This window comes from Evansella clarkii (genome assembly GCF_002019695.1).
Classification (GTDB): Bacteria; Bacillota; Bacilli; order Bacillales; family Salisediminibacteriaceae; genus Evansella; species Evansella clarkii.
This window is the reverse complement of record NZ_KV917376.1, coordinates 2,366,059-2,389,504: the sequence shown is the minus strand read 5'-3', so window position 1 is coordinate 2,389,504 and position 23,446 is coordinate 2,366,059. Positions and strand designations below refer to the sequence as shown.

Genomic DNA, 23,446 nt, shown 5'->3' with positions numbered 1-23,446 from the left:
GCTCATTACATAGCTTGCCGTTTCAAATAAACATTTTTTTGTCCTAAAATTCCTTTCAGAGCATTCAGAAGTTTTTCGCTGTCGGTAACATTCCATATTTCAGAAAGATGCAGCGCCTTATTGGTTCTTTCGTAAAAAAGAATGACAGGGATCTCTCCCGGGGCGTCCTGCAGGAGACTTTTCAGCCTGTCAAGATGTTCTTTTTTCTCATAGACGGCAGGAATCTTCAAATAGAGCACCGGTTTTTTTTCCTGCTCTTTTTTCTTTTTAAGAGCAGAAACAGCAGTGCATTTATCAAGAATAAATTTTATGTCTCCCTGATGGTCCTGTAATGTTCCTTCAAGAAAAAGAAGTTCGCCCTTTTGCAGCTTATGGCGGTGTTCCCTGAACGCCGAAGGAAATACAGTAATGTCTATTTCTCCTGTTTCATCCGACATTTTTATAAATGCCATTTGTTCTTTCTTTTTTGTCTGTATTATCCTGACTTCTTCAGCCATTCCGGCAATCCTTAGTTTCCTGCTTTTTCCCGCTCCTTCTTTAGCATCGATAATGGTTTCCCGGCTGTATTGTGAAAGGGTTGGGAGCTCTGCTTCTATCGGATGCCCGGAAGCATAAAACCCAAGCACCTGTTTTTCAAAGTTCAGTTTATCTTTATCAGATAACGGCGGGACATTTATATATTCCGGTTCCTTTTCTTCTTCAAAGAACAGAGCTGTCTGTCCCCCCTCCTTCATCTCCCGCTGTTTTTCTCCGTATTCTATCGCATCATCAGCAGAAGCAAGAAGCCGGGCCCTGTCCACCAGCAGGCTGTCGAGAGCCCCCGCTGCAATCAGAGCCTCAAGGGATCTTTTTGGAAGGATTCTCGGAGGAATTCTTTCACATAAATCAAAGAGGCTTGTAAAAGGGCGCTTTTTCCTTTCCTTAATTATCTCCTGAACCGATTGAATACCTACATTCTTTATTGCTGCAAGGCCTATCCATATTTCTCCGTCCTTTACGGAAAACTGGCCTTCACTGTGAGATATGGATGGCGGATGGACGGTTACTCCCTGGTGTTTCGCTTCTGCAATATACTCCGCCAGCTTATCCTGATGATGAATGACAGTTCCCATCAGACCGGCCATAAACTCCAGAGGGTAATTTGCTTTTATATAAGCAAGGTAATAAGCGATAATGCTGTATGCTACCGCATGGCTCCTGTTAAAACCATAATTAGCGAATCGGAGAATCGTATTGTACATCTCTCCCGCTTCTTCCGTGGAGAAACCTTTTCGAATAGCGCCTTCAGTGAAGCGGGCACGTGTTTCTTCCAGGTCTTTTTGTTTTTTCTTTCCTACAGCCCTTCGCAGAATATCTGCCTCTCCAAGGGAAAAACCAGCCATTTCAGCAGCAATTTGCATAATTTGTTCCTGATAAATAAGCACCCCATATGTTGGTTCAAGTATTTTTTTCAGTGCAGGGTGGGGATAGGAGACCTGTTCTTTTCCATGCTTCCTTTTTATATACATTGGAATATTTTCCATTGGGCCTGGGCGGTAAAGTGCGTTAACAGCAACGATATCTTCAAATTCGGTAGGCTTTAACTTACGCAGGACATTTTTCATACCGGAAGATTCTAGTTGAAATACCCCATTCGTTTCTCCTCTGCCAAGTAATTTGAAAGTGTCCGGATCATTGAAAGAGAGTTCTTCAAGACGTATCGTCTCGCCACGGGTTAACTGCACCATTTTTATAACTCGTTCCAGAAAGCTTAAATTTCTGAGTCCGAGAAAATCCATTTTCAGCAGTCCCAGCTCCTCAAGATCTCCCATAGGAAACTGGGTCAGGGACATACCTTCATGCCCTTCCTGGAGAGGGACTGTATCAGTAAGAGGCTGGCTGCTCATCACGATTCCGGCTGCGTGGACAGATGAATGTCTAGGCAGGCCCTCAATATCACCGGCTATACGGAAGAGCTCCTTTAGCTCATCATTTTCTTCAATCATCCTGCTTAAAGCCTGAGATTCTTCCACTGCGGCGTTTAGTTTCAGATTTGGGCGGGAAGGCATATTTTTTGCAACTTTGTCGATAGTTCCTGAGTCAATGCCCAGCACCCTTCCTGCATCTCTGATGGCAGCTTTTGCTGCAAGTGTACCGAATGTAATTATCTGAGCCACATGGTTTTTACCGTATTTCTCCTTTACATAATGGATTACTTCGTCCCTCCGGTTATCCGGAAAATCAATATCAATATCAGGCATGGAAACTCGTTCCGGATTCAGGAATCGCTCAAAGAGGAGCCCGTATTTAAGAGGGTCAATATCGGTGATTTTTAATACATAGGCGGTGAGAGAGCCAGCGGCAGACCCTCGTCCTGGACCGGTAAGAATTCCTTGTCGGTGTGCGTAATTCATGAAATCCGCCACAATAAGGAAATAGTCGTTGTACCCCATTTGGTCAATTACTTTCAGCTCAAAATCAAGTCTCTGCCATACTTCATCTGCAGGCTGGCCAAAGCGCTCAGCAACTCCTTTTTCGCATTGTTCCCGGAGATATTCCCCCGCTGTTTTCCCTTCAGGCAACGGAAACTCCGGAAGAACAGAACCCCCGAGTTCAGGCTCAGCGTTGCAGCGGAAAGCGATTCTTTCCGTCTCCTTAACAGCTTCCGGCCAGGCCTTGAAAAGGTCCTCCATCTCATCCCGGGACTTCAGGTAATACTCTGCAGAGGACATTTCATCAGGGAGTTCATCGAGTTTCAGTCCCAGTCGCACAGCCTGAATAACTTTATGGGCATCCGCCTGTTCAGGTGTAAGAAAATGTACATGATTGCTGGCTACTACAGGGATATCTTCTTCACGAACCCACCGGGAGATCTTGTGAAGTTTTTCTCTTTCCGACCGGCGCCAGTGATTCTGTATTTCAAGAAATACATTTTCTTTCTGGTATGTGTGCTGCAGCCACTTAAAATGCTTCCGGGCTTTTTCAATTTCACCTTCAGCAATAAACCTCTGTACTGCTCCTTCTTCAAACGGAACGATTGCAATAATCCCCTGAGTTAACTCCTGCATTTCAGAGACTGTAACATACGGACCATGTCTTCCATTTTTTTCATGAGCTTTTGATGTAAGCTTCAATATCGACTTATACCCTTCATTATTTTCAGCAAGAAAAATAATCCGGCTCGTAATTTTTTCCGTAGCAGAGGGATGGTCAGCTGCATATGCTAATTCAACACCCAGAACTGGGTGGATGCCATGTTTTCTGCATGCTTTCCAGAAAGGTATAATTCCATACATTGCATCGATGTCTGTCAGGGCCAGAGCCGTATATCCGAGAGCTTTTGCCCGGGCTGCAAGGTCATCCAGTTTTGCCGCACTTCTTAACAGACTGAACTCACTGTGTATATGTAAATGAACGAAAGACATAGCAGTTCCCTCCTTTTGATAAAAAACATTTATTTTATCCCGATGTAACCGTCCGTAAAACTTCCGCCTCAAAACATGAGCAGAAGCGAAGATGTTTAGGCGGGAGATAACGGACGCTAACATCCCGATTGGTTCAACTAACAATCAGTGGGGTATGAATAACCCCCACTGATTGAAGGTTCACTTTAAACTAATTTTACCTTTCTTTTAAGTGTAACGGAAACATTTGTTCTTTTCACCCTTAATTCAGATCTAATTTGCTGGCAGCTGATTCAGCAGAAAAAAGCTTCTGTTAAGACCAGTCCGAGCCTGATCCCTCAGGATATAACATTCCCATTAATTCAACGTTCTGAAAAACTCCTGCTCACTCCGCATAACTCGCTCCTGTTGTCCATAAAAATGTACAAAGGGCGAGCATGGAAGGAGGAGCTGTTTTGGACAAAGATTTTCTTGCAACGCTTGTAATTGATTATTTTGTAGCCTTAGGGGTTATTATCGGCGGCAGTATTATCGGGGGTATTGGAGCATATTTAATCGGCAAGCCTCCGTTGTCAATTATGTATGACCTGGCTTCCAGCTTAAAAATATGGGCGCTTGTAGCGGCAATCGGCGGGACATTTGATGCGATTTCCAGCCTTGAACGGGGAATATTTGAAGGAACACATACAGACATTTTCAAAACGATTATGATGATTTTTATCGCTTTATGCGGAGCTCATACCGGCACCCTGCTGATTCAGTGGATAACACAGGAGGGTTAATATGAGAGTTCCGCCGCTTTATAACGATAAAAGCTGGCAGCGTTTTTTTGCAGGACTTGCAATCGGGATTATTTTTGGCTGGCTTTTTTTTCTATATCATTTCGGGCTTGTGCATGAGAAACTCGTCCTGGAAATTAACAGGCAAAAGACAACCATTGAGCATCAGGAACAAACCATCGAAGTACTGAGAAAAGACCAGGATGAAATAAACGAGCAAAACCAAAAAAAGTTAACCGTACAGGATATTCATATTTCGTTTGTAAATGAAAAAGATGTAAAGCTCAGTGAGCTCACCTATCACGAATTAAAGGGAGCTGTAGAGGGAGAGCTGGAAGTAGTAAGGAATAAGGATATTGACACTATTGCCGGTTCAAGAGATTTTTTACTGAAAACGGTGGAAAATAAAATCTTTATCATTGGTGAAAAAAGATATCAGCTGAAGGTGGAGCAGCTGATACTATATACTTCTCTCGAAATATATGTACGAATCACGCCGGCAGAGTAACATTCATATTCTGCTTGCTGAAAAAAAAATTGTGATATTTTTTTGAACACTGAGGCTGTTTTTTCCATTTTAAGCTTTCATAGGGTATAATATGATCAGGGGAGGAAGCGCTTAAAAATAAACCACTCCGTTTATTTTAAGCAAATTACCTCAAATCCGTTTACTTACTCCATATTAAAATCATTATAAATGACACTTTAAGGGCCTCCTGCCTTACTATTCAGGACCGCCACACGAATCTAAATAATGAATAAAGGAGGAAGAAATTATGAAAGTTATGAGCCGCAGCCAGCTGGCAAGGGAAAAGGTACAGTCCATCCAGGCAGGTTTTTCTGCATATGCAGAAACGAGGGAAGTATCGGATCTCATAAAAAAAGAACTGAGAACATTGGGAATTGAAGTTATAGAAGATACAAACAGCATGGGATCCTGGTTTATACCAAAAGAAAGAGCGTGACCTTAAAGTTGGTCACGCTCTTTTTTTGTGTAGAATTGTTGAGAGAGGCAGCATTGGAGCTTGCTGCTTGCCCGAACTCTTGAAAATATATGGGGTTCGGGAACGGTGGAGCGGCCTGCATGCCCGCTCGTGTAAAAAATCGGGCAAAGCGGGAACGCTAGAGCTTCTCGCATGCCCGCTCAAGGTAAAAATCGGGCAAAGCGGGAACGCTAGAGCGGCTTGCATACCCGCTCACGGTAAAAATCGGGCAAAGCGGGAACGCAAGAGCTTCTCGCATGCCCGCTCGTGTAAAAAATCATGCAAAGCGGGAACGCTAGAGCGGCTTGCATACCCGCTCGTGTAAAAAATTGTGCAAAGCGGGAACGCAAGAACGGCTTGCATGCCCGCTCGTGTAAAAAATCGGGCAAAGCGGGAACGCTAGAGCGTCTTCCCTACCCAAACTCCAATCAACCTGGAAATTCAGAACAAATTTTGTCCAGATCAGCTGTAAATTCCTCAGTTTCTTCCCAGTTTGAAGCAGACGCTCCAGAAGCCATTGGGTGCCCGCCGCCATTATATTTTTCCGCCAGCTTATGAATTTCAGGTCCTTTAGAACGGAGTCTGATTCTGATAAGCTCAGGCGATTCTTCTACAAAAAAGACCCAGGCCTTTAAACCTCTTAAAGTAGAAAACGCGTTAACAATTGCAGCGGCTTCTTTTGATGTCACGCCATATTCCTCCAGTTTGTCCATAGTTAACGTAACTACGCCAGCTCCGGATGGCCGCAGTTCCAGATTTGATAGGACATAGCCTTCCAGACGCAGCAGCGGAAGGGATGTTTCATACATTTCATCATAAAGGGCCGTCCTGGAAAATTTGTGTTTAATAAGTTCGCCTGCATAATAAAAGGTTTTTTCCGTTGTGTTGGAAAAACGGAATCTCCCTGTATCTCCAACTATACCTGCGTATAGCAATCTTGCGCCTTCATCTGGCATAGAACCGCCGTCTTTTTTAAATTCTTCAAACAGGCTGCAAATCATTTCGCTCGTTGAACTTGCTTCTGTGTCTACCCATGAGATATCACCGTACACATCCACATCAGGATGATGGTCAATCTTAATCAGATAATCTCCATCGTTAAACCTGCCGTCGTCGATGCGCTCTCTGTTAGCAGTGTCACAAACAATCACGAGTGCGTTCTGAAAATCTTCATCACTTATTTCATCCATAGAAGCCAGGAAAGATAAGGAGAGCTCCTGTTGCCCGGCAAGAAGAACCTTTTTCTCCGGAAATCTTTGCTGAATGATTTCCTTTAGCCCTGCCTGCGAACCGAAAGCATCAGGGTCAGGCCGGACATGCCGGTGAATAATTATTTTTTCATATTCTTTAATTCTTTCGTAAACATCTTTTTTCATTGCATACTCCTCGTGTGATAATATTTTTGCAGCAGCTGTAAAAACACAGCTTGAATTATTCATCCTGTCGTGCTAACTTACAATAGACCGCATTTTAAATAAAGGCTTTGTATATAAGTATCAAAATGAAATTATAAAGTCTTCAAAGGAGATATGCAGCCAATGTTATTAATTTCAATTATTATTATATCCCTCGTCTTTTTCGTTTATTTTAAAGTACAGCAGGCCAAAGTTCCTGGCCTTATGCTTAAAAGCTGGTACGCTGCGAAAAGCAGTATTACGATCGGTGTCTTCTTCGTTGCCTTTGCTGTTAACTCGTACAATTCTTTCGGGTCTCAGGTTGCAGCAATTGTAGGCCTGGTGTTTGTGGTTTACGGAATAATTAACATTGTTTTTGGAATTCGCAACTACCGCACATATCTGCCGCTTGCAAGAAAAGAAATGGAAGAGATTAAAAAGGCAGAGTTACAGAGCTGATTTAACACTCAAGAGGAACGGCCCGCAGCCGTTCCTTTTATTTTTCCCCTCACTTTATCAACGGTCGATCAGCTGGGCCATGAGCATCGCTTTCCCTACAATCTGTCCCCCATAGAACAGCTCCACGTCTACCTTTGCAAACTTTCTGCCGACTTCCAGTACTCTTGGAACAATGAGTATTTCATTTTCAATTTGCACCGGTTTAATGAAAAACAACGTTATATTTTCTACGACAAGATCACCCTTTTTATACTTCCGGAGCGCTCTGCTCCCTGCTTCAGTAACTATCGTGGTGATTACGCCATAGGAAATGGTCCCGAGATGGTTCGTCATTTGCGGGTTGACTTCAAGCTGATAACAAACCTCCTTTGCAGACGAAACGTCCTCCATATGCCTTGTAACAAGGTCTTCAATTGTCTCACCTACATGAGGCTGCCGCTGAAGCATCTGCAGCGCCTTGAGCACGTCCTGTCTGCTAATGATGCCCACTAGTTTTTTGTTCTGGTCAATGACCGGGAGCAATTCTATTCCCTCCCAGACCATCATATGGGCTGAGGATGCCACAGAAGTTTTCGGGCTCACTGATATCGGGCTCTTTGTCATCACCTTTTCTACCTCAACAAACGGGCTTACTCCAATAACATCTTTAGAGGTTACCATACCGTACAGCTTATTTTCACTGTCTACAACTGGATATCTGCTGTGCCCTGTCTGGCTGTTAAGCTCGTGCCATTTTTCAACTGTGTGGGAGGTAGTAAGAAAATTAGTTTTTTCGCGAGGAATAAGTATATCTTCTACCAGTGCGATTTCCTTTTTTATAAGCTGGTCGTATATTGCTCTGTTAATCATGGTTGCTACTGTGAAAGTATCATACGAGGTGGAAATGATCGGAAGCTCCAGCCTGTCCGCAAGCTGTTTCACTTCTTCATTAGTGTCAAACCCACCAGTTATTAAGACAGCTGCCCCAGCTTCAATAGCCATCTTATGGACTTGTTCCCGGTTACCGACAATCAGCAGATTTCCTGCATCTACATAACGCATCATTGCCTCGGCCTTCATTGCGCCTATAACAAATTTAGTCAGCGTTTTATATAAACCATTTCTGCCGCCAAGCACCTGGCCATCAACAATATTAATCACCTCGGCGTACGTAAGTTTTTCGATATTTTCTTTTTGCTTTTTTTCTATCCGGATTGTTCCGACACGTTCTATTGTACTTACAAGCCCCTGGTTTTCTGCATCTTTAATCGCGCGGTATGCCGTTCCTTCACTTACCTGAAGCGCTTTTGCAATCTGGCGGACGGATATTTTGTTACCCACATCCAGCGACTGAATATGCTGCAGGATCTGCTCATGCTTTGTCATAGAGCAAGCCACTCCCTTTTATACTGTTCTATCGTTTCTCACATCTGTACTAATACAAGTATATATGCGTCATATAAGGACTTCAATAGCCTGTGCCAAAACTTTGCCCTTTGAACATCATTTCTGTTATTTTTCGCTCCTCGCGAACAGCAAATTTGTAATATCTTAAAAATTTGCAGAAAAACAGTGAAAGATAGTTTTAACTGGGTACAAATACTACTAAGTGAAATATAATATAAAGAAAGGAGTTAATGATTCCCTACATAAAGGAGTCAAGTTATGAAAATACTTTTTCTTATTCTCGCAATACTGATTTTTATTCCGGCCTGCCAGCAGACGAACAATACTCCTCCCAATCCTTATGCTGCTCATACAATGGGAGAAGATCCGGTTAAAATGGTCTTTGATGAAGGGGCAGCACAGTTTGTCGAGGTTAATTACAGGGAAGTTACAGAAGAAGCTCTTGAGCACCTAAGAAATTTGTACATTTCTGATGAAGACACGCAAAGATGGTTCATTCGATATTATATAGAAAATTTCGAAGAAGATAAGGGTCTCACCGTCCAGGAAATGGCTGCCTTCGCAAGAGATCGTGCAGAATTCGAAACAGCATGGAGAGAGTATGCTTCTGCAGAATATGGAGTGGAAGTTACGGAAGAAGAGATTGATGCACAAATTGATTACAATGTGGAAGCCTACGGTAATACTCTTCCTCCAGCAGTTCAGGGAATTTCCAACGGCCTGAATATCTCATATGAAGAATACATGCGCGAATTTGATCGTGATTATGCAGAGAGGACTGTCATCTGGCAACAGCTGATGCCTGTTCTCCTTGAAAAGCACTACATGGAAGAATCAGAAAGGCTTGACGGAGTTTTTCTCGGACAGGCTTATGAAGAGGAAGTAAAAGCCTACTTAGAGGGAAATCCATAAGGAGCAACAGGCTTGCTAAAAAAATGGAGATTGTGAACATCCATCAGGCTGGACTGAGAAATATACGAGGCTGGGTTTCGCTGCCCAGCCTCGTTTTTTATTTAAATATACTATACTTGCCGAAAACTTATAGCTCCAGGTGATCTCCAGCTTCCAGGACAATCCCTTCTCCGGTTTTTACTTTTTCAGCAAATGCCTTCGGATCCTGCTCTATGACAGGGAAAGTATTATAATGCATTGGAACAACTTTTTTCGCTTCAATCCATTCAGCAGCAGTCAGTGCATCTTCCGGCCCCATTGTGAAATTATCGCCGATAGGCAGAAACGCCAGATCGATCTCATGTTTTGCCAGGAGTTTCATATCGGAATATAACGCTGTATCCCCGGCATGGTAGATCGTTTTCCCTTCGGCTTTAAATAAGATCCCAGCTGGCATACCTGTATAAATAATTTGCTGGGTCTCTTCATCAGTGTACGCAGAGCCGTGAAATGCCTGGGTGAGCTTTACTGTACCGAATCCAAATTCATGCGCCCCGCCTATATGCAGCGGGTGCGTATTTATCCCTTTCCATCCAAGATAGGTCGCTAACTCAAAAGGCGCAACTACTAATGCATCATTTGCCTTCGCAAGTTCCACTGTATCACCAACATGGTCATTATGCCCGTGGGTCAGAAGAATAACATCCGCCCGTAAATCCTTTACTTCAAGATCAGTTGTTCCGTTTCCTGTAATAAATGGATCGATCAAAATGTTTGTTCCGTTTGTTTCAATTTTCACTACTGAATGTCCATGATAGGAAACCTTCATTCGTTATCTCTCCTCCCGTAATTTATCCTACAATTACACATATACTAGATACCCCTGATTTTTCCTTCCTATTCTTCCGATTAACTTTGACAGCAGTAGACTGAAATTTTAAAAAATAAGGCACTGAACTCTTTATCGTGTGTTAAGATTAGTAGAGTAACTTACAGGAGGGGATAAAATTGAACAAGCAGAACAAATCACTAAAATCCTGGATGAAGGAAAGTAATATTGATGTGCTTTTATGCCAGACAAGGGCTAATGTTTATTACATAAGCGGATTTGATACAGACCCGCATGAAAGATTAGTAGGAGTATTTCTGTTTCAGGAAGCGGAACCTCTGCTCGTTTGCCCTGGAATGGAAGTAAACCAGGTAAAGGATGTTTTTACAGAGGGTGAGATCGTTGGATACAGCGATACAGAAGATCCTTGGCAAAAAATTAAAGAAGCCTTCCTTGCGAGGGGTGTTTCTCCACAGAGAATTGCTGTAGAGCAGAACCTCCCGTGGCACAGGGTGAAAGTTCTGGAAGGGTTATATCCTGAGGCGGAACTCATAGACGGGGATGACGCCCTGCTTGGACAGCGTGTTATAAAAACTCAAGCAGAAATCAAGAACCTGAGAGCTGCTGCAAGGCTTGCTGACTACGGGGTGGAAGTAGGTATTTCTGCCTTAAAAGAAGGCGTTACTGAAATGGAAGTTCTGGCGAAAATCGAGTACGAACTCAAAAAAGAGGGAGTCCGGGAAATGTCCTTTTCCACGATGGTCCTTTTCGGCGAAAAAGCAGGAGACCCTCATGGAAATCCTGGCAGCCGCCAGCTGAAAAAAGGTGACGCCGTTCTTTTTGATCTCGGTGTAGTTAAGGATGGCTATTGTTCTGATATTACGAGAACAGTTTTCTTCGGTGAAGTGAGAGAAGAAGACCAGATTGTTTATGAAACAGTTCTTGCAGCACAGGAAGCTTCTCTTGCTGAATGTAAGCCAGGTAATCCGATTTCCGGACTGGATAAAGCTGCGAGAAATTTAATCGCAGACAGAGGATATGGGGATTATTTCCCTCACCGGATTGGCCATGGATTGGGAATCGAAGTACACGAATTCCCATCTCTGAATGACCAGAATGAAGCGCCGCTGCAAACCGGAATGACTCTTACCATTGAGCCTGGCATATACATTCCGAATAAACTGGGCGTACGAATTGAAGATGATGTTTTAATAACAGAAGACGGCTATGAAACATTAACCATCTTCCCTAAAGATATAACAGTAGTACCGGAAAAATTAAGGTAAGATAACGGTTCAGTATGTAACAGATAAGACTGGGACGAACACCTGCTATTAACTAAAAAGGTTTCAATTATCGAAATGGATAATTGAAACCTTTTTTGCGTATAACTTTAAAATCTGATAGTTTTTCTGTCGAGTTGATTGCCCGAAATTACGAGAGGCATGAATACGGCCGTTTCGGCTATTCTGTTTAACTGGCAGGGCCCTTCCTAATCCTGTTTTTAGCTTTTTCTCCAGTGCCATGTCCGTGCGTTATCTTCTCCGTCCACCGAGTGAATAACTATTCTCTCCGGAGGGCCGAAATACATTCGCTCAAACTTCGCTGCAGTCTCATCAGTTATAACAGCTTCATTCAGGTCGAAATGAGCAAGAATATTTTCAAAAGACTTCCTGGCCGTCTCTCCGCGCCAGATCGTGTTTTCTTCTTCATATTCGAATGAGGAAGGATTCTCATATTCCCATTCAAATACTTTTTCTTCTGACTCAAAAGTAATTTTTAACGTCCTGTATTGCTGCCAGTCGAAGGAAGCGCCGGCCATTGTTGCAGCCCCAAACAGACTAAACATAGTGAAAAACACTACAGTAACAGTATACTTATACAAAAAGATCACCTCTTAATCAGTTTGAGGTGATTTTCCTGTATATATACTTCTGTTGATTAATTTTGTCGGTTTTTTGTGAGTTCTCTCCTTAATGGAGTAATCCTCACCAAAAGTAAAATAAACGGAGATTTTCCGTTTACATGCAGGTGGAAGCTCTTTTTGGGTGATATAAGGGAAGTTTTTCCGGCTATGCAAAGCAAAATCACCCAATTTGGAATTTTTCGAGTTAATAGGCGGAAACTCTCCGTCTATTTAAGTGTTTTTTTATAATAATTACGAATTAAGCGGAATTTTTCCGTCTATTGAAACCAGAGGAAAGAGTCTCTGGGCTCAATGGGTAACTCCCCTCATGCAGGAAACTGGAGGAAATCTTACCTGAATTTATGCAGCACATCGACTCCGCCAGTAACCTCGATTACAGCACCGGTAATTAAATCTGCTTTTTCTTCACATAAGAAGCTGACTGTTCTGGCTATATCTTCACCAGTACCTGGCCGGCCTACAGGGGTTTCTTCATCCCTTATACTCTTTGCTTCGTTGATGGAAGCCTCTTTATACTCATCAATTATCTTCCCTGGACAAATAACATTGGCGGTGATTCCGTATTCCGCTTCTTCAATCGATACAGTTTTTGTAAGCGATACGAGGCCCGTTTTTGCTGCGGCGAAAGCTGACCTGTAAAGCCATCCTGGTGTATGGTCCGCCCCCTGAAAGGCATAGGAAACTATTCTGCCGAATCTTTGTCTCCGCATAACAGGAACAATTTCTTTCAACAGTATAAAGGCTGAATTAAGATTACCGTCAATCATTGTATACCATTCATTTTCGCTGTAATCCATCAATTTCTTTCTCTCAAAAATATAAGGGCCTGCATTCATAACGAGTACATCTATTCGTCCCCATTTTTCCAGTGTATCGTTTACGAGACGAAGAAGATCTTCTTTATTCGTCACATCTCCCTGAATGAACTGGATACGTTCACTGTTTTCACCCAGCTCCGCCTTCATTTTTTCAACAGCGGCTGTATCACTGTGATAATGTACCGTAACAGAAAAACCGTCCTCTAAAAGCTGTTCTGTAACTTTTTTACCCAGCCCTTTTGATCCTGCTGTGATCAATGCATGGCGCATCGAACCACTCTCCCTCATTTAACTGTTTTATTCCATAATATATCTGGTGCTGTTTATTTAATATGTATTATTACAAGTGTTATTTTATTATACTTATGAGCAGGCGTCTTTGTAAAAGATATTGACCAGTAAAAAAATTCAGCCCGCTGCTGAACGGTAATTTCAGAAGGGGCTGATTACGTTGATTTAGTTCATTTCTTGCTCATGCCCTCATTCCCCATCCGAGTTCATAGTTTTATCTTCTTCAGGGTGGGAACGTTGATAGTAAGAACTCATTAGCAAATCTCTTGTAACAGTGTCCGCTGTTTCATCAAAAATCAGTTCGTTTAATTCAGGTTTATTCGCTTTCAATGGAACACCCCCTTAATTATAAATAGTATTTGACAATTTAGCATCAATTATCATTATTTGCTTTTTAGCACGAGATGCTCTGGTATAATTAAGGTGGAAAGAACAGATCGCTGAAAAAACAGCGGTTAAATACGGACCCTGTCCATAAAAGGAGGTAGTTAAAATGCCAGTACGCTACAATACTGTATTAGTTGCTGTTGACGGATCGGACGAAGCAAAAAGAGCACTTAAAAAGGCTATCACTATCGCCAAGGATAACACTGCAAAATTGCTTATAGTACATGTAGTTGACACCAGGACTTTCGCTTCCATTGAACATTATGACAGGATGATATTTACAGAAGCTGAAAAATATGCGGAGAACATGCTGAAAGATTATAAAGAGCAGGCAATAAATGCCGGTGTAAAAGATGTCAGCATGATTATTGAGTACGGGTCTCCAAAGGTTAAGATAACGAGAGATGTTGTTAAGAAACATGAGGTGGATTTAATCGTAACCGGAGCAACTGGTTTAAACGCTGTAGAACGCTTCCTTATCGGAAGTGTCTCAGAACACATCACCCGCCATGCACGTTGCGATGTATTAATCGTACGTACAGATATGGCGGAAGAATAAGCTTTTATTCAGGAGGTATAGTTTTGTCTTCGATAAAATTTACTTTCGATTCCCGGCTGGGCATTGTCACTCCTCAGCTTCAAACAGACTGGGAAGAACTTGACCCTGTTTTGCAGGAGAAAACTCTGGCAAAATGGGAAAACGTACGTGGAGATATTCCAGAACGCATTAAATCTCTGGAACAACAAATAAACAAGCTGCAGAAAGATCTGTATGAAGAAGAGAATTTTGAACGTAGCTGCCAACTGAACAGCCAGATCGCCGAACTTGCATCAGTAATTAATGATCTCTGGATCTGGTACAGAACCGGCGAAGAAGTGAAGGTTAAAACACATTCTTAATATTTACAGCCTCCTGTCGCTAATACAGGAGGCTGCAGCTATTTATTCTTCTTTTCCAGAAGATATCTTTTTTGGTAAAAAATATGAGAAGCTTCTGCCACATGCCGGGCAAATGTATAATTAACCCCAGCCCCAACTGCTGCTCCAAGCAGCGGGACTCCCTGAACTGTTTTTTTTCTGAGCAATCCTAAAGCAAGCAGCTTTCCAGTCTGTTTCAGCGGCTGCTGCATCCACACTTTGCTGGTTACATCTTCCTTGCCATCGTAAAATATTGCCTCCACCTGTGAGGATTCCGCTTCTCTGAAAACTTCCTCCCAGGCCTCAAGCTGTAAGTGGTGCGGTAATGACACTGCATGAAAAAGCTTAAGCACAAGCATCATCTCATAGGGATTCCTTAAATCGTACCCGTAGTTCATTGCCGTAAGTTGTATAGTTCTTAAATTAACCGCCAGCATCAGCGGCAGATCCGCCAGCATAAACAGCAGTCCCCCAGTACCTGTTGCTCCTCCCTGAAAAAGTGCAGCCGCCTTCTGTCTTGCCAGCTGTTTTTCTGCAATAAACCGAAGCTGGTCAATCGTAAGTTTTTTCATATCCTCAATATAATAAATATCCTCCCGGAATATTCTCGCCTGTGAAAGGAGACCGGCTATCTTTTTTTCATCAAAGTGCCTATGCTGGATAATGGCATGAAAATGAAATATTATATCGTCCAGACTGGCAAGAAGTTTTTCGTTCATGGGCCCAAGTGATTCCAGACTGCTGTTAAAAAGTTTATAAGCAGTGAGCGAAAAGTCGGTTACTTGTTTGGAAAAATGCTTCCCCTCCCACTTCTCAATCTCCTCCCAGACTTGTTCATCCCTTACCGTCCAGGCCATGCCCCTCCCCCCTTTCCTGTTGCCTGTAAAACTATATAATTATATGCAAATAAAATTAAGAAATGCGCGTGCGCCTTGGTCACGAGCAACACTCTTTACCTGCGAGCCGGACAGCTTTCCTGCAGTTTTTATACTATCCTAATATAAAAAAGCCTTCCTCAGTAAAAGGGAAGGCTGATTACGTACTATTATTTTGTGAGACGAACAGTGTCTCTTGCTATCATTACTTCCTCATTTGTAGGAATCACAATTACTTTTACAGGTGAATGTGGGTAGTTCAGAAATGCTTCTTTCCCTCTGACTTTATTAAGAGAAGGATCCCAGTAAATACCCATAAATTCAAGCCCTTCGAGTACTTTTGCTCTGATTACATCACTGTTTTCACCAATACCTGCTGTAAAAATTACTGCATCAAGACCATGCATTCTTGCAGCATAAGATCCAATATATTTGTGAATTCGGGATGTGAATACATTAAGTGCAAGTTGTGCTCTTTCATTTCCTTCACTTGCAGTTATTTCAATATCTCTCAGATCGCTTGAAAATCCGGAAAGCGCCAGCATACCGCTTTTCTTATTAAGAACCTGAATTACTTCTTCCGCACTCAGATTAGCTTTCTCCATAATATATGGGATCAGAGCAGGGTCAATGTTACCGGAACGGGTTCCCATAGTCACACCTGCAAGAGGAGTGAATCCCATTGAAGTATCGATGGATTTTCCGCCTTCAATTGCTGCAATACTCGCACCATTACCTAAGTGACAGGAAATGAGGCGAAGCTGGTCAATAGGCCTGTCCAGTAGTTCGGCTGCTCTTTCAGATACATATTTATGTGACGTGCCATGGAAACCATATTTACGGATTCCATATTTCTCATAATACTCATAAGGGAGGCTGTATAGATAAGATCCCTTTGGCATTGTCTGATGGAAAGCTGTGTCAAATACAGCTACTGCAGGAACTTCCGGCAGCACTTCACGGAAAGCACTGATACCAACCAGGTTTGCCGGGTTATGCAATGGGGCAAGTTCAGAAACCTCATCTATCCCTGCTAACACTTCATCTGTAATAAGGACAGAATCATTAAATTTTTCTCCTCCGTGAACAACTCTGTGCCCAATACCCTCAATTTCGTTCAGGGAACTGATGATGTTGTACGAAGTCAGCTTATCAAGAAGGATTTTAACCGCTTTGGAGTGGTCTTCAATATCCCCAACATCCTTCTTTTTTTCTCCTTCTACTTCAATAGTAAAAATAGAATCTTTTAAGCCGATCCGCTCAACAACACCTTTTGTAAGCACCTTTTCTTCGGGCATTTCCAGAAGCTGAAACTTTAAGGAAGAGCTTCCGGCGTTTATTGCCATGATTTTAGACATACTATATACCGCTCCTTCAAATTTCTGATTATCATACACCGGTAAAAATACCGATGCCGATATTTTTCATAGTTCTACACGCTGCAGTCATTGCGCCATAGATAATTAAACCACGGGTATGCCACATTTGCAACATCTGTTACATTAATTTCAAAAAACAGAATTGTAACAATAAAATCCTGTTTTTACACTGTTTTTACGTTGTGAAAGGTGTTTTATACAAAATAATTTTTTAATAATTATAACAGTTGGGAACGCTTTCTCTATTTTTCCCGTTTTTGTTTATCTTTATTTTAAATGGTCGTCAAACCATCCCGCTATCCTCTGCATAATATCAGCAAGCGCCTGTTTGTTTGAAAAAGAAGGCAGTTCTGCCAGAAGAGCTTGTTTTGGCGGAATTATTCCGTCTTTTTGTTTTCTCAGTACAAGAATACTTTTTCCCCACTTCTGATTTTTAAACATGGATTTCGGAAGTTGTAAAAATGAATATATTATTGCTTCCTTCTTTATATATTCATGCAGCTCTTTCGCTTCTTCCGATTCAAAAATAAAATTAGGAACGAGGAAAAACATAAACCCGCCTGGTTTTACGTGGTTAACAGCCTGCTCAATCAGCAAATGATGGACAAATGAATGGCCCTCTTTTGATGCAAGGGTATACCTGGATGCGACAGCATCATTAGGATAAAAGCCAGCAGGAAGGTCTGTCACTATCATATCAACGTTTTTAATTAACGGAGATGCGACACTGTCCTGATGGAATAAATCTACAGAGTGTTCCTGGAGATTAGCGTTTATAAAAGATAATCTGAGCAAAGTTTCATCTGCTTCTGCTCCTGCCCCGTGAGTCTTCGTTTTTACTTGATTCATTACTGCCGTCAGCAGGTTTCCTGCACCTACAGCCGGGTCTAGAATCACTTTTGCTTCTTCATTCTCCTCATAGCCGAGAACCTTATCTGCTAAATAGCCAATAAATAAACTTACTGCATCCGGTGTCATTGCATGGTGAGGCTGTGTAGCCTCCTTCATGCCTTTTAGAACAGCAAGCTGCACCGCCCGGCGGTATTCTTCTTTAGCTGCTGCTCCTTTCTCAGGGAGCTCCTTTAACGCTTTTGAGACCTGGGCACGGCCGGTTTCTGAGAGCCAGGAAGGAATCTCTTCATGAAAAATTACTTCTCCCATTTCGGCCAGAGCATCCAGGTATGTATCGTCTTTCTCTTTCTGAATAACGTTTGCCCCTTTATCTAAAGTATTAAAGATCAATTCTGTATTTGTTAAGTTATAATTATCCATTTAATTCTCAACTCCTGAAAATAATTATCGTTCTGCATTCTAACTATTTTAGCAAAAGATAATATCCCGTAAACAAATTTTGCTCAAAATTATTAGAGGAGCACGTGTGTCTGTTGATTTTTGCAGCAAAAATTATTTCATGTAAAAAGAGAAAAGCCTCTCCAGAGGACTTTTCTCTTTAGGTATGTGCTGTTTAATTATCAAGAGCTTTTTGAGCTTCTTCTATTGCCCTGTCATAGTCAGGGTGATCAGTAACTTCCTGAACATACTCAGCGTATGTAACTTTATCCGAGCTGTCGACAACAAATACAGAACGGGCCAGAAGACGAAGCTCCTCAATCGCTACTCCGTAATTTGTACCGAAGGAAAGATCCCTGTGGTCTGATAACGTCTGAAGATTTTCAACACCCTCAGCTGCACACCAGCGTTTCTGAGCAAAAGGAAGATCTACACTAACTGTTAAGACCTGCACACCATCCAGTTTGGACGCTTCTTCGTTAAAACGCTTTGTCTGCGCATCACAAACACCTGTATCGATTGAAGGAACAACGCTGATCAGCCTGACCTTTCCTTTCGAATCCTCCAGAGTTACCTCTGATAAATCATTTGCAAGAACTTTAAAGTCAGGAGCCTTGTCACCAGCTTCTACTTTACTCCCTTTAAGAGTTACCGGATTACCTTTAAACGTAATTTCTGCCACTTTGAATCTCCTCCTCATTATTCCTTTATGTACATAAAGTAACATATATTAGTGATGAAAAAACAGTAATATGTCTTCCTGATTGATACTTCTTCGCTATGGTGTCGCTTTTTGGGTCAAAACGCCTTCTTGTCTTACGTATAGGAGCGGAATGTGGACAAATCTTTAAGGTTTCATTGAGATTTGTCCAGCAAATGATTTTCTTTGGACAAATTTCGCTTCCGGACCACAGATTTGTCCAGCAAATGATTTTCTTTGGACAAATTTCGCTTCCGGACCACAGATTTGTCCAGCAACTTTGCTTTTCTGGACAAAAACGACTTAATTATCAAGAATTCGTCCATCGTTTTTACATTTAATGGAATAATTCAGCGTTTTACTCACCAATGCTGGACAAATCTTTAAGTTTTTATTGAAATTTGTCCAGCAAATGTTTTTCTCTGGACAATTTTCGCTTCCGGACCACAGATTTGTCCAGCAACTTTGCTTTTTTGGACAAATCCGACTTAATTATCAAGAATTTGTCCTGCAATAATATAAAATACGGTATTTTCTTTTACATAAAAACACCTGGCGCCTTTCCAATGGCGCCAGGCTGATTATTCATTTCTTGTTTCAGTAAAAGTCTCTGTTTCCGTTCTCTGCACCACTGTATCCGGTTGCTGTTGCTGTTGTTGCTGGCTTCCCGCCATCTGGCTTCCGGACTGCTGACGATTTTGCTTCTGGTTCTGCTGGCCTGACTGCATCATCTGCTGAATTTTTTCAACAACCTGAGGCGTAAAGTCTAAAAGCTTCTCAACAAGGTGTGTGTTCTGGTCAAGATGAACCATTTTTACTCCCTGGCTGCTAACAACCAGAAATGCGATTGGAGTAATTGAGACACCACCACCACTACCTCCGCCAAAAGGATGTTTATTGCCATTTTCACCAGCTGCGGAACCTCTTGGCTGATCAATTACAAATTCACTTCCCCCAGCTGCATAACCAAACCCTACTTTAGAGACTGGCATTATGACGCTTCCGTCTGGCGTCTCAACTGGATCTCCTACAATTGTATTCACATCAACCATTTCTTTTAAGTTCTCCATAGCGGTTTTCATTAAACCTTGTATTGGATGTTCAGACATGAATATCCCTCCCTGCTGTTTGATCATTATTTTTGCTGAACAGAGCTCTGCCTTTTCTCATATGACGTAATACCTTTATTCCTGCAAGGATAGCATGTCCGATTCGGAAGGAAACCATGCATTTTAATGACGTTTTTAATTTAATTTGCTGAAAATATGGTATTACTTCAATTTCCGGGGCTGTTTTTAAACGCATATAATTAGAAATGATCCCCAGTACATTTCCTTTAATCATCCAGACTACTCCAGAAGAGGAACCTGTTAACGCCGCGTCTTCAGCTCCAATTTGTGTCACCCATCTTAACTTCAGTACGGAAACCTTCTTCAGAAATTTCCGAATAATAGTATGAAATCCAACTACATGGTGTAATAACTGTTCAAATTTTCTCAGATCGAATAAAAACTCATCAACAGTGAATTTTTGTTTTCGTTCCGTTCCGCCCAGTGCGCTGTCTGTATGTTCCTCATATACGATTGAAGGACTTTCCTTATCCACTGCTATTAAAGGCACGCTGAGATTATATTTGATGATCCGAAAAATACTGAATTGTAACGATAAGTCATCATTTTTACCATCATGTAAATAGGTAACCAGTACCCTGAGTTTCAGAAACGGCATTACTATTAACAAAAGTATAAGGATTAGGAGTATCCACAGAAAAATATTCATAAAGTCCTCCTTTCATTTCTAAAGAAAACTCGCCGATTGGCGAAGACAGAGGCGTAGTTGCACTTATATAATCCTAAAAATTTTATCTACGACGAGACTGCTCCCTTGCTAAAATTTTATACTTTCTTATAGTGCAAGTATCACCCAGCAAATAAAAAATAAACCTGCACCAGCATGCAGGTTTATTGTTTTTCAGTCTGGCAATCGTATATTTATTTGGACCGTGGCTCAAGCACAACGTGAGTGTCGGCAAATATATCATGCAATCCTTTTTTCTTTGGATGGAAAGCAACTATCACATAAAGGATATTCGTGACTGCCAGTGACTGGTGAATATACCTTCCTACTACTTCCCGCATTATTACATCCTTCCAGGCTAAACCTTCTGGCCTGTCAGACAAAACTTTAATACCCATAATTCTTTTTCCTAAAGTCTGTCCCCAGAATTTTGTTAAAACTACAAAATAAGAGTAACTTACTAATGCAGTGAGAAACCCGCCGGCAGTATATATTCCTAAAGTCAAATCATTCAGGTTAGTGAGGAAAAATAGTGGCGCAAGAATGATTCCATTGATACTTGCAGCAACGGCTAAATCAATAAGGTAAGCCCAGAAACGCATCCAGAATCCGGCAGGTGCATATGCTTTTTCCGGGATCAGAATTTCCTTTTCTGCTTCTTCCCCAATAGTTCCAGCGTATATATCGCTCATTTTACCACCTCAATCCGTATACAGGTACATAAGCTTAGCACCCTGGTTCGAATGCACCCAATCAGTAATGCCTAATAAGTCTAATTCATTTGTGAAAACCCTCTGAGCTGCAAAAGAGAAGATGCCTGGAAGCCCGAATGCTGGCTCGTATTCAACCACGGTTAAATTGCCTCTTCCAAGGTCTTCCTGCATTGTGTCTATTACCTCGTGAAAATGGCCCAGTCCGTCAATCAGACCTGCCTCGTATGCCTGGCTGCCGCTGTATATCCGGCCATCAGCCAGCTCATAAACTTCTTCTCTTGAGAAATCCCGCCCTGCTTCGATAACATCTACAAACTGTTCATAGGATTCATCAATCAGATCCTGAAGAATTTCCCTTTCATCATCTGTCATTTCTCTTGTAGCAGACATTATATCCTTATAGGGCCCGCTTTTAATAACTTCACTGCTGATACCCAGATCTTCAGCCAGTTCACTCACATTTATGGACTGCATAATAACACCAATAGACCCGGTTATCGTCTGAGAATTTGCAAATACTTTTTCTGCAGGTGCAGCAATATAATATCCACCGCTCGCAGCCATACTTCCCATTGATACATAGACAGGTTTTCTGAACTCCTCCTGAATATCAACGATTTTGTCATGAATTTCACTTGATTCCACTACTCCTCCACCGGGAGTATTGACTCGGATTATAATCCCATGGACCTGGCCATCCTCGGCTGCCGCATCAAGCTGCCGGAGAAAGTTCTCATGATGGTAACCGGCTGCCTGAAAAATTCCAGGGGGATTATAACTATTTTCTATTACACCGTTTAAATGTATCACTGCAATCTTTCCAGTACCGTCCCCACTCTCCACAACCCTCTCTTCAAATGGCTGGTCCGATACATCAAAGAACTCATCTATACCAGTTGAAAAAAGGGCCGTAAACATAGTGAACGCACTAGAAACCAGAAAAAGTCCTGCTGCAGCTAACACCGCGATCCAGCGTTTTGTACTCATAATGTTCCTCCTTAAATCAAATAATTAATTTGTACTTGAATTAATTTCATAATTCAACTTGAATTAATTTCATAATTCAACTTGAATGCGAACTTTATCTTAAAAAGTTACTTTGTTGTTCGATTTACGCTTCAGACGGACGCGTTCTGCGGGCACGGCTTCAACTAATTTTTGACGGCTGAACGCCGACAAAAATGGATTTTCAGCTCGTGCTGTTCCCGCCAGAGTCGCCGTCTTACGCTGCAATCGAAAAGTAATGTACATTTTTTTTATTCAAAGCCTATACATGAAATTCATTCACTTGTTTAATTTTTCACGTTTGTGCAGGATTTGTTGAAAAAAACGAGAATACCACTAATCAGAACGGTTAAAAGTTCCACCTCAATGATTTATTGCAGAAAGGATGAAAACAGTAATGCCTAATCGTAGAAATGTTTATTTATATTACACCCCTTCTGATGAATTAGAGCCTAAAGTCCAGGAGTTAAGAAAACTTGGGAGAAAGTACGACTTTCAGCTCGTAAAAAACCCTGATGAAGCCAATATAATTGCCAGTATTGGCGGGGACGGGGCTTTTCTGCAGGCAATCAGAAAAACAAAATTCCGTGAAGACTGCTTATATGTAGGAATCAACGATGGCCATCTTGGCTTTTATACGGATTTTGACCTGAATAACCTGGAGAGGATTGAAGCCGGAATGCAGGCATCCGGCCTGGAAGTGCTTCGGTATCCAACCCTGGAAGTGACAGTCGACGAAATGCAGAGCTTTCAGTGTCTGAATGAATGCGCGATCCGTTCCAATATTATTAAAACTTTTGCTATCGACGTGTTTATTGATGACTTATATTTCGAAACCTTCCGTGGAGACGGAATGGTTGTTTCAACTCCTACAGGCAGTACCGCCTATAATAAATCACTTGGTGGAGCAGTTGTTGACCCTAAGCTTAAAGGTTTCCAGCTCACAGAAATATCTTCCATCAACAACAACCAGTATCGTACTCTGGGCTCCCCGCTTCTGCTAAACAAAGATCGTGAGCTCGTCTTAAAGGTCATTCAGGACGGGAACGACCACCCAATTATTGGAGCAGATAACGAAGCACTAAGTATAAGGCATATACACGAACTGAAAATCCGGCTCTCAGAAAAAGAAATTAAAACTTTGCGTATGAAAGATAATTTGTTCCTTCATAAAGTGCGAAGAAGCTTTTTGTGATCTAAGTCTTATAATTTTCCAGGCAGGGCAGAAGATTTTTCGTCCCT

The 23,446-nt window shown here is 41.8% G+C and carries 25 protein-coding genes; 9 read left to right on the top strand and 16 right to left on the bottom strand.

Annotated features, from left to right (window positions below; all coding sequences use genetic code 11):
* Window positions 1–5 precede the first annotated feature (5 nt).
* Window positions 6–3,404: a DNA polymerase III subunit alpha gene (dnaE, locus tag BK582_RS10855; RefSeq protein WP_169910954.1), complete on the bottom strand. Its 3,399-nt coding sequence runs from the start codon at window positions 3,402–3,404 to the stop codon at window positions 6–8.
* 416 nt (window positions 3,405–3,820) lie between these two features.
* Here dnaE and ytrH point away from each other — a divergent pair, with 416 nt between their 5' ends.
* From ytrH to BK582_RS10840, 3 genes are all read left to right on the top strand, one after another.
* The gene (gene ytrH / locus BK582_RS10850; protein ID WP_078595052.1) at window positions 3,821–4,165 is read left to right on the top strand and encodes a sporulation membrane protein YtrH; all 345 of its coding nucleotides are present in this window, start codon (window positions 3,821–3,823) and stop codon (window positions 4,163–4,165) included.
* A 1-nt stretch (window position 4,166) separates the two neighbouring features.
* Window positions 4,167–4,670 (top strand): sporulation membrane protein YtrI, encoded by a 504-nt coding sequence (ytrI, locus tag BK582_RS10845; protein WP_078595051.1) that lies wholly within the window; start codon window positions 4,167–4,169, stop codon window positions 4,668–4,670.
* A 268-nt stretch (window positions 4,671–4,938) separates the two neighbouring features.
* On the top strand, window positions 4,939–5,127 hold the full coding sequence (locus BK582_RS10840) for a YtzJ family protein (protein ID WP_078595050.1): 189 nt from the start codon (window positions 4,939–4,941) through the stop codon (window positions 5,125–5,127).
* Between the two features lie 446 nt (window positions 5,128–5,573).
* Here the strand turns inward: BK582_RS10840 and BK582_RS10835 are convergent, their stop codons facing one another.
* Window positions 5,574–6,521 (bottom strand): DHH family phosphoesterase, encoded by a 948-nt coding sequence (locus BK582_RS10835; protein WP_078595049.1) that lies wholly within the window; start codon window positions 6,519–6,521, stop codon window positions 5,574–5,576.
* A 162-nt stretch (window positions 6,522–6,683) separates the two neighbouring features.
* Here BK582_RS10835 and BK582_RS10830 point away from each other — a divergent pair, with 162 nt between their 5' ends.
* Window positions 6,684–6,998 carry a YtpI family protein gene (locus BK582_RS10830; RefSeq protein ID WP_167553072.1) on the top strand — a complete coding sequence of 105 codons (315 nt, stop codon included), beginning with the start codon at window positions 6,684–6,686 and terminating at the stop codon, window positions 6,996–6,998.
* A 57-nt stretch (window positions 6,999–7,055) separates the two neighbouring features.
* On the opposite strand, the gene BK582_RS10825 is transcribed toward BK582_RS10830, so the two are convergent.
* Window positions 7,056–8,363: a CBS domain-containing protein gene (locus BK582_RS10825; RefSeq protein WP_078595047.1), complete on the bottom strand. Its 1,308-nt coding sequence runs from the start codon at window positions 8,361–8,363 to the stop codon at window positions 7,056–7,058.
* Between the two features lie 279 nt (window positions 8,364–8,642).
* On the opposite strand from BK582_RS10825, the gene BK582_RS10820 reads away from it, so the two are divergent.
* Window positions 8,643–9,296, top strand: a complete 654-nt coding sequence (locus BK582_RS10820) for a hypothetical protein (RefSeq protein WP_078595046.1) — start codon at window positions 8,643–8,645, stop codon at window positions 9,294–9,296.
* A 127-nt stretch (window positions 9,297–9,423) separates the two neighbouring features.
* On the opposite strand, the gene BK582_RS10815 is transcribed toward BK582_RS10820, so the two are convergent.
* A complete protein-coding gene (locus tag BK582_RS10815; protein ID WP_078595045.1) occupies window positions 9,424–10,104 on the bottom strand; it encodes a metal-dependent hydrolase in 681 nt (226 codons plus the stop codon).
* Between the two features lie 179 nt (window positions 10,105–10,283).
* Between BK582_RS10815 and BK582_RS10810 the strand changes: the two genes are divergently transcribed.
* Window positions 10,284–11,390: a M24 family metallopeptidase gene (locus BK582_RS10810; RefSeq protein WP_088033019.1), complete on the top strand. Its 1,107-nt coding sequence runs from the start codon at window positions 10,284–10,286 to the stop codon at window positions 11,388–11,390.
* 218 nt (window positions 11,391–11,608) lie between these two features.
* On the opposite strand, the gene BK582_RS10805 is transcribed toward BK582_RS10810, so the two are convergent.
* From BK582_RS10805 to BK582_RS26945, 3 genes are all read right to left on the bottom strand, one after another.
* Window positions 11,609–11,989: a hypothetical protein gene (locus tag BK582_RS10805; RefSeq protein ID WP_078595044.1), complete on the bottom strand. Its 381-nt coding sequence runs from the start codon at window positions 11,987–11,989 to the stop codon at window positions 11,609–11,611.
* 371 nt (window positions 11,990–12,360) lie between these two features.
* Window positions 12,361–13,119 carry an SDR family oxidoreductase gene (locus BK582_RS10800; protein ID WP_078595043.1) on the bottom strand — a complete coding sequence of 253 codons (759 nt, stop codon included), beginning with the start codon at window positions 13,117–13,119 and terminating at the stop codon, window positions 12,361–12,363.
* Window positions 13,120–13,329: 210 nt separating this feature from the next.
* Window positions 13,330–13,470 carry a hypothetical protein gene (locus tag BK582_RS26945; protein ID WP_167553071.1) on the bottom strand — a complete coding sequence of 47 codons (141 nt, stop codon included), beginning with the start codon at window positions 13,468–13,470 and terminating at the stop codon, window positions 13,330–13,332.
* 163 nt (window positions 13,471–13,633) lie between these two features.
* On the opposite strand from BK582_RS26945, the gene BK582_RS10795 reads away from it, so the two are divergent.
* Complete coding sequence (locus BK582_RS10795; protein ID WP_078595042.1) at window positions 13,634–14,086, top strand: universal stress protein; 453 nt, start codon at window positions 13,634–13,636, stop codon at window positions 14,084–14,086.
* Window positions 14,087–14,109: 23 nt separating this feature from the next.
* Window positions 14,110–14,427, top strand: coding sequence for a hypothetical protein (locus tag BK582_RS10790; RefSeq protein WP_177344639.1), 318 nt, complete (start codon window positions 14,110–14,112; stop codon window positions 14,425–14,427).
* A gap of 38 nt (window positions 14,428–14,465) precedes the next feature.
* Here the strand turns inward: BK582_RS10790 and BK582_RS10785 are convergent, their stop codons facing one another.
* From BK582_RS10785 to BK582_RS26940, 9 genes are all read right to left on the bottom strand, one after another.
* Window positions 14,466–15,302, bottom strand: coding sequence for an EcsC family protein (locus BK582_RS10785; RefSeq protein ID WP_078595041.1), 837 nt, complete (start codon window positions 15,300–15,302; stop codon window positions 14,466–14,468).
* Window positions 15,303–15,490: 188 nt separating this feature from the next.
* Entirely contained in the window at window positions 15,491–16,678 is a 1,188-nt protein-coding gene (locus tag BK582_RS10780; RefSeq protein WP_078595040.1) for an acetate kinase, read from the bottom strand.
* Between the two features lie 288 nt (window positions 16,679–16,966).
* Window positions 16,967–17,971 (bottom strand): class I SAM-dependent methyltransferase, encoded by a 1,005-nt coding sequence (locus BK582_RS10775; RefSeq protein WP_078595039.1) that lies wholly within the window; start codon window positions 17,969–17,971, stop codon window positions 16,967–16,969.
* Window positions 17,972–18,164: 193 nt separating this feature from the next.
* The gene (tpx, locus tag BK582_RS10770) at window positions 18,165–18,671 is read right to left on the bottom strand and encodes a thiol peroxidase (protein WP_078595038.1); all 507 of its coding nucleotides are present in this window, start codon (window positions 18,669–18,671) and stop codon (window positions 18,165–18,167) included.
* 599 nt (window positions 18,672–19,270) lie between these two features.
* Entirely contained in the window at window positions 19,271–19,798 is a 528-nt protein-coding gene (gene ytfJ / locus BK582_RS10765; RefSeq protein ID WP_078595037.1) for a GerW family sporulation protein, read from the bottom strand.
* Window positions 19,791–20,468 (bottom strand): DUF2953 domain-containing protein, encoded by a 678-nt coding sequence (locus BK582_RS10760; RefSeq protein WP_078595036.1) that lies wholly within the window; start codon window positions 20,466–20,468, stop codon window positions 19,791–19,793. Before BK582_RS10760 ends, ytfJ begins: the two co-directional genes overlap by 8 nt.
* Before the next feature lie 212 nt (window positions 20,469–20,680).
* Window positions 20,681–21,178: an RDD family protein gene (locus BK582_RS10755; RefSeq protein WP_078595035.1), complete on the bottom strand. Its 498-nt coding sequence runs from the start codon at window positions 21,176–21,178 to the stop codon at window positions 20,681–20,683.
* 9 nt (window positions 21,179–21,187) lie between these two features.
* A complete protein-coding gene (gene sppA / locus BK582_RS10750) occupies window positions 21,188–22,186 on the bottom strand; it encodes a signal peptide peptidase SppA (protein ID WP_078595034.1) in 999 nt (332 codons plus the stop codon).
* Window positions 22,187–22,285: 99 nt separating this feature from the next.
* Window positions 22,286–22,432 carry a hypothetical protein gene (locus tag BK582_RS26940; protein ID WP_169910952.1) on the bottom strand — a complete coding sequence of 49 codons (147 nt, stop codon included), beginning with the start codon at window positions 22,430–22,432 and terminating at the stop codon, window positions 22,286–22,288.
* 169 nt (window positions 22,433–22,601) lie between these two features.
* Here BK582_RS26940 and BK582_RS10745 point away from each other — a divergent pair, with 169 nt between their 5' ends.
* On the top strand, window positions 22,602–23,399 hold the full coding sequence (locus BK582_RS10745) for an NAD kinase (RefSeq protein WP_078595033.1): 798 nt from the start codon (window positions 22,602–22,604) through the stop codon (window positions 23,397–23,399).
* Window positions 23,400–23,446 lie beyond the last annotated feature (47 nt).

Excerpts from the sequence above, each read along its gene's own strand:
- dnaE (WP_169910954.1), bottom strand. The coding sequence starts at position 3,404 with ATGTCTTTCGTTCATTTACATATACACAGTGAGTTCAGTCTGTTAAGA.
- ytrH (WP_078595052.1), top strand. The coding sequence starts at position 3,821 with ATGGAAGGAGGAGCTGTTTTGGACAAAGATTTTCTTGCAACGCTTGTA.
- ytrI (WP_078595051.1), top strand. The coding sequence starts at position 4,167 with ATGAGAGTTCCGCCGCTTTATAACGATAAAAGCTGGCAGCGTTTTTTT.
- BK582_RS10840 (WP_078595050.1), top strand. The coding sequence starts at position 4,939 with ATGAAAGTTATGAGCCGCAGCCAGCTGGCAAGGGAAAAGGTACAGTCC.
- BK582_RS10835 (WP_078595049.1), bottom strand. The coding sequence starts at position 6,521 with ATGAAAAAAGATGTTTACGAAAGAATTAAAGAATATGAAAAAATAATT.
- BK582_RS10830 (WP_167553072.1), top strand. The coding sequence starts at position 6,684 with ATGTTATTAATTTCAATTATTATTATATCCCTCGTCTTTTTCGTTTAT.
- BK582_RS10825 (WP_078595047.1), bottom strand. The coding sequence starts at position 8,363 with ATGACAAAGCATGAGCAGATCCTGCAGCATATTCAGTCGCTGGATGTG.
- BK582_RS10820 (WP_078595046.1), top strand. The coding sequence starts at position 8,643 with ATGAAAATACTTTTTCTTATTCTCGCAATACTGATTTTTATTCCGGCC.
- BK582_RS10815 (WP_078595045.1), bottom strand. The coding sequence starts at position 10,104 with ATGAAGGTTTCCTATCATGGACATTCAGTAGTGAAAATTGAAACAAAC.
- BK582_RS10800 (WP_078595043.1), bottom strand. The coding sequence starts at position 13,119 with ATGCGCCATGCATTGATCACAGCAGGATCAAAAGGGCTGGGTAAAAAA.
- BK582_RS10795 (WP_078595042.1), top strand. The coding sequence starts at position 13,634 with ATGCCAGTACGCTACAATACTGTATTAGTTGCTGTTGACGGATCGGAC.
- BK582_RS10785 (WP_078595041.1), bottom strand. The coding sequence starts at position 15,302 with ATGGCCTGGACGGTAAGGGATGAACAAGTCTGGGAGGAGATTGAGAAG.
- BK582_RS10780 (WP_078595040.1), bottom strand. The coding sequence starts at position 16,678 with ATGTCTAAAATCATGGCAATAAACGCCGGAAGCTCTTCCTTAAAGTTT.
- BK582_RS10775 (WP_078595039.1), bottom strand. The coding sequence starts at position 17,971 with ATGGATAATTATAACTTAACAAATACAGAATTGATCTTTAATACTTTA.
- ytfJ (WP_078595037.1), bottom strand. The coding sequence starts at position 19,798 with ATGTCTGAACATCCAATACAAGGTTTAATGAAAACCGCTATGGAGAAC.
- BK582_RS10760 (WP_078595036.1), bottom strand. The coding sequence starts at position 20,468 with ATGAATATTTTTCTGTGGATACTCCTAATCCTTATACTTTTGTTAATA.
- BK582_RS10755 (WP_078595035.1), bottom strand. The coding sequence starts at position 21,178 with ATGAGCGATATATACGCTGGAACTATTGGGGAAGAAGCAGAAAAGGAA.
- sppA (WP_078595034.1), bottom strand. The coding sequence starts at position 22,186 with ATGAGTACAAAACGCTGGATCGCGGTGTTAGCTGCAGCAGGACTTTTT.
- BK582_RS10745 (WP_078595033.1), top strand. The coding sequence starts at position 22,602 with ATGCCTAATCGTAGAAATGTTTATTTATATTACACCCCTTCTGATGAA.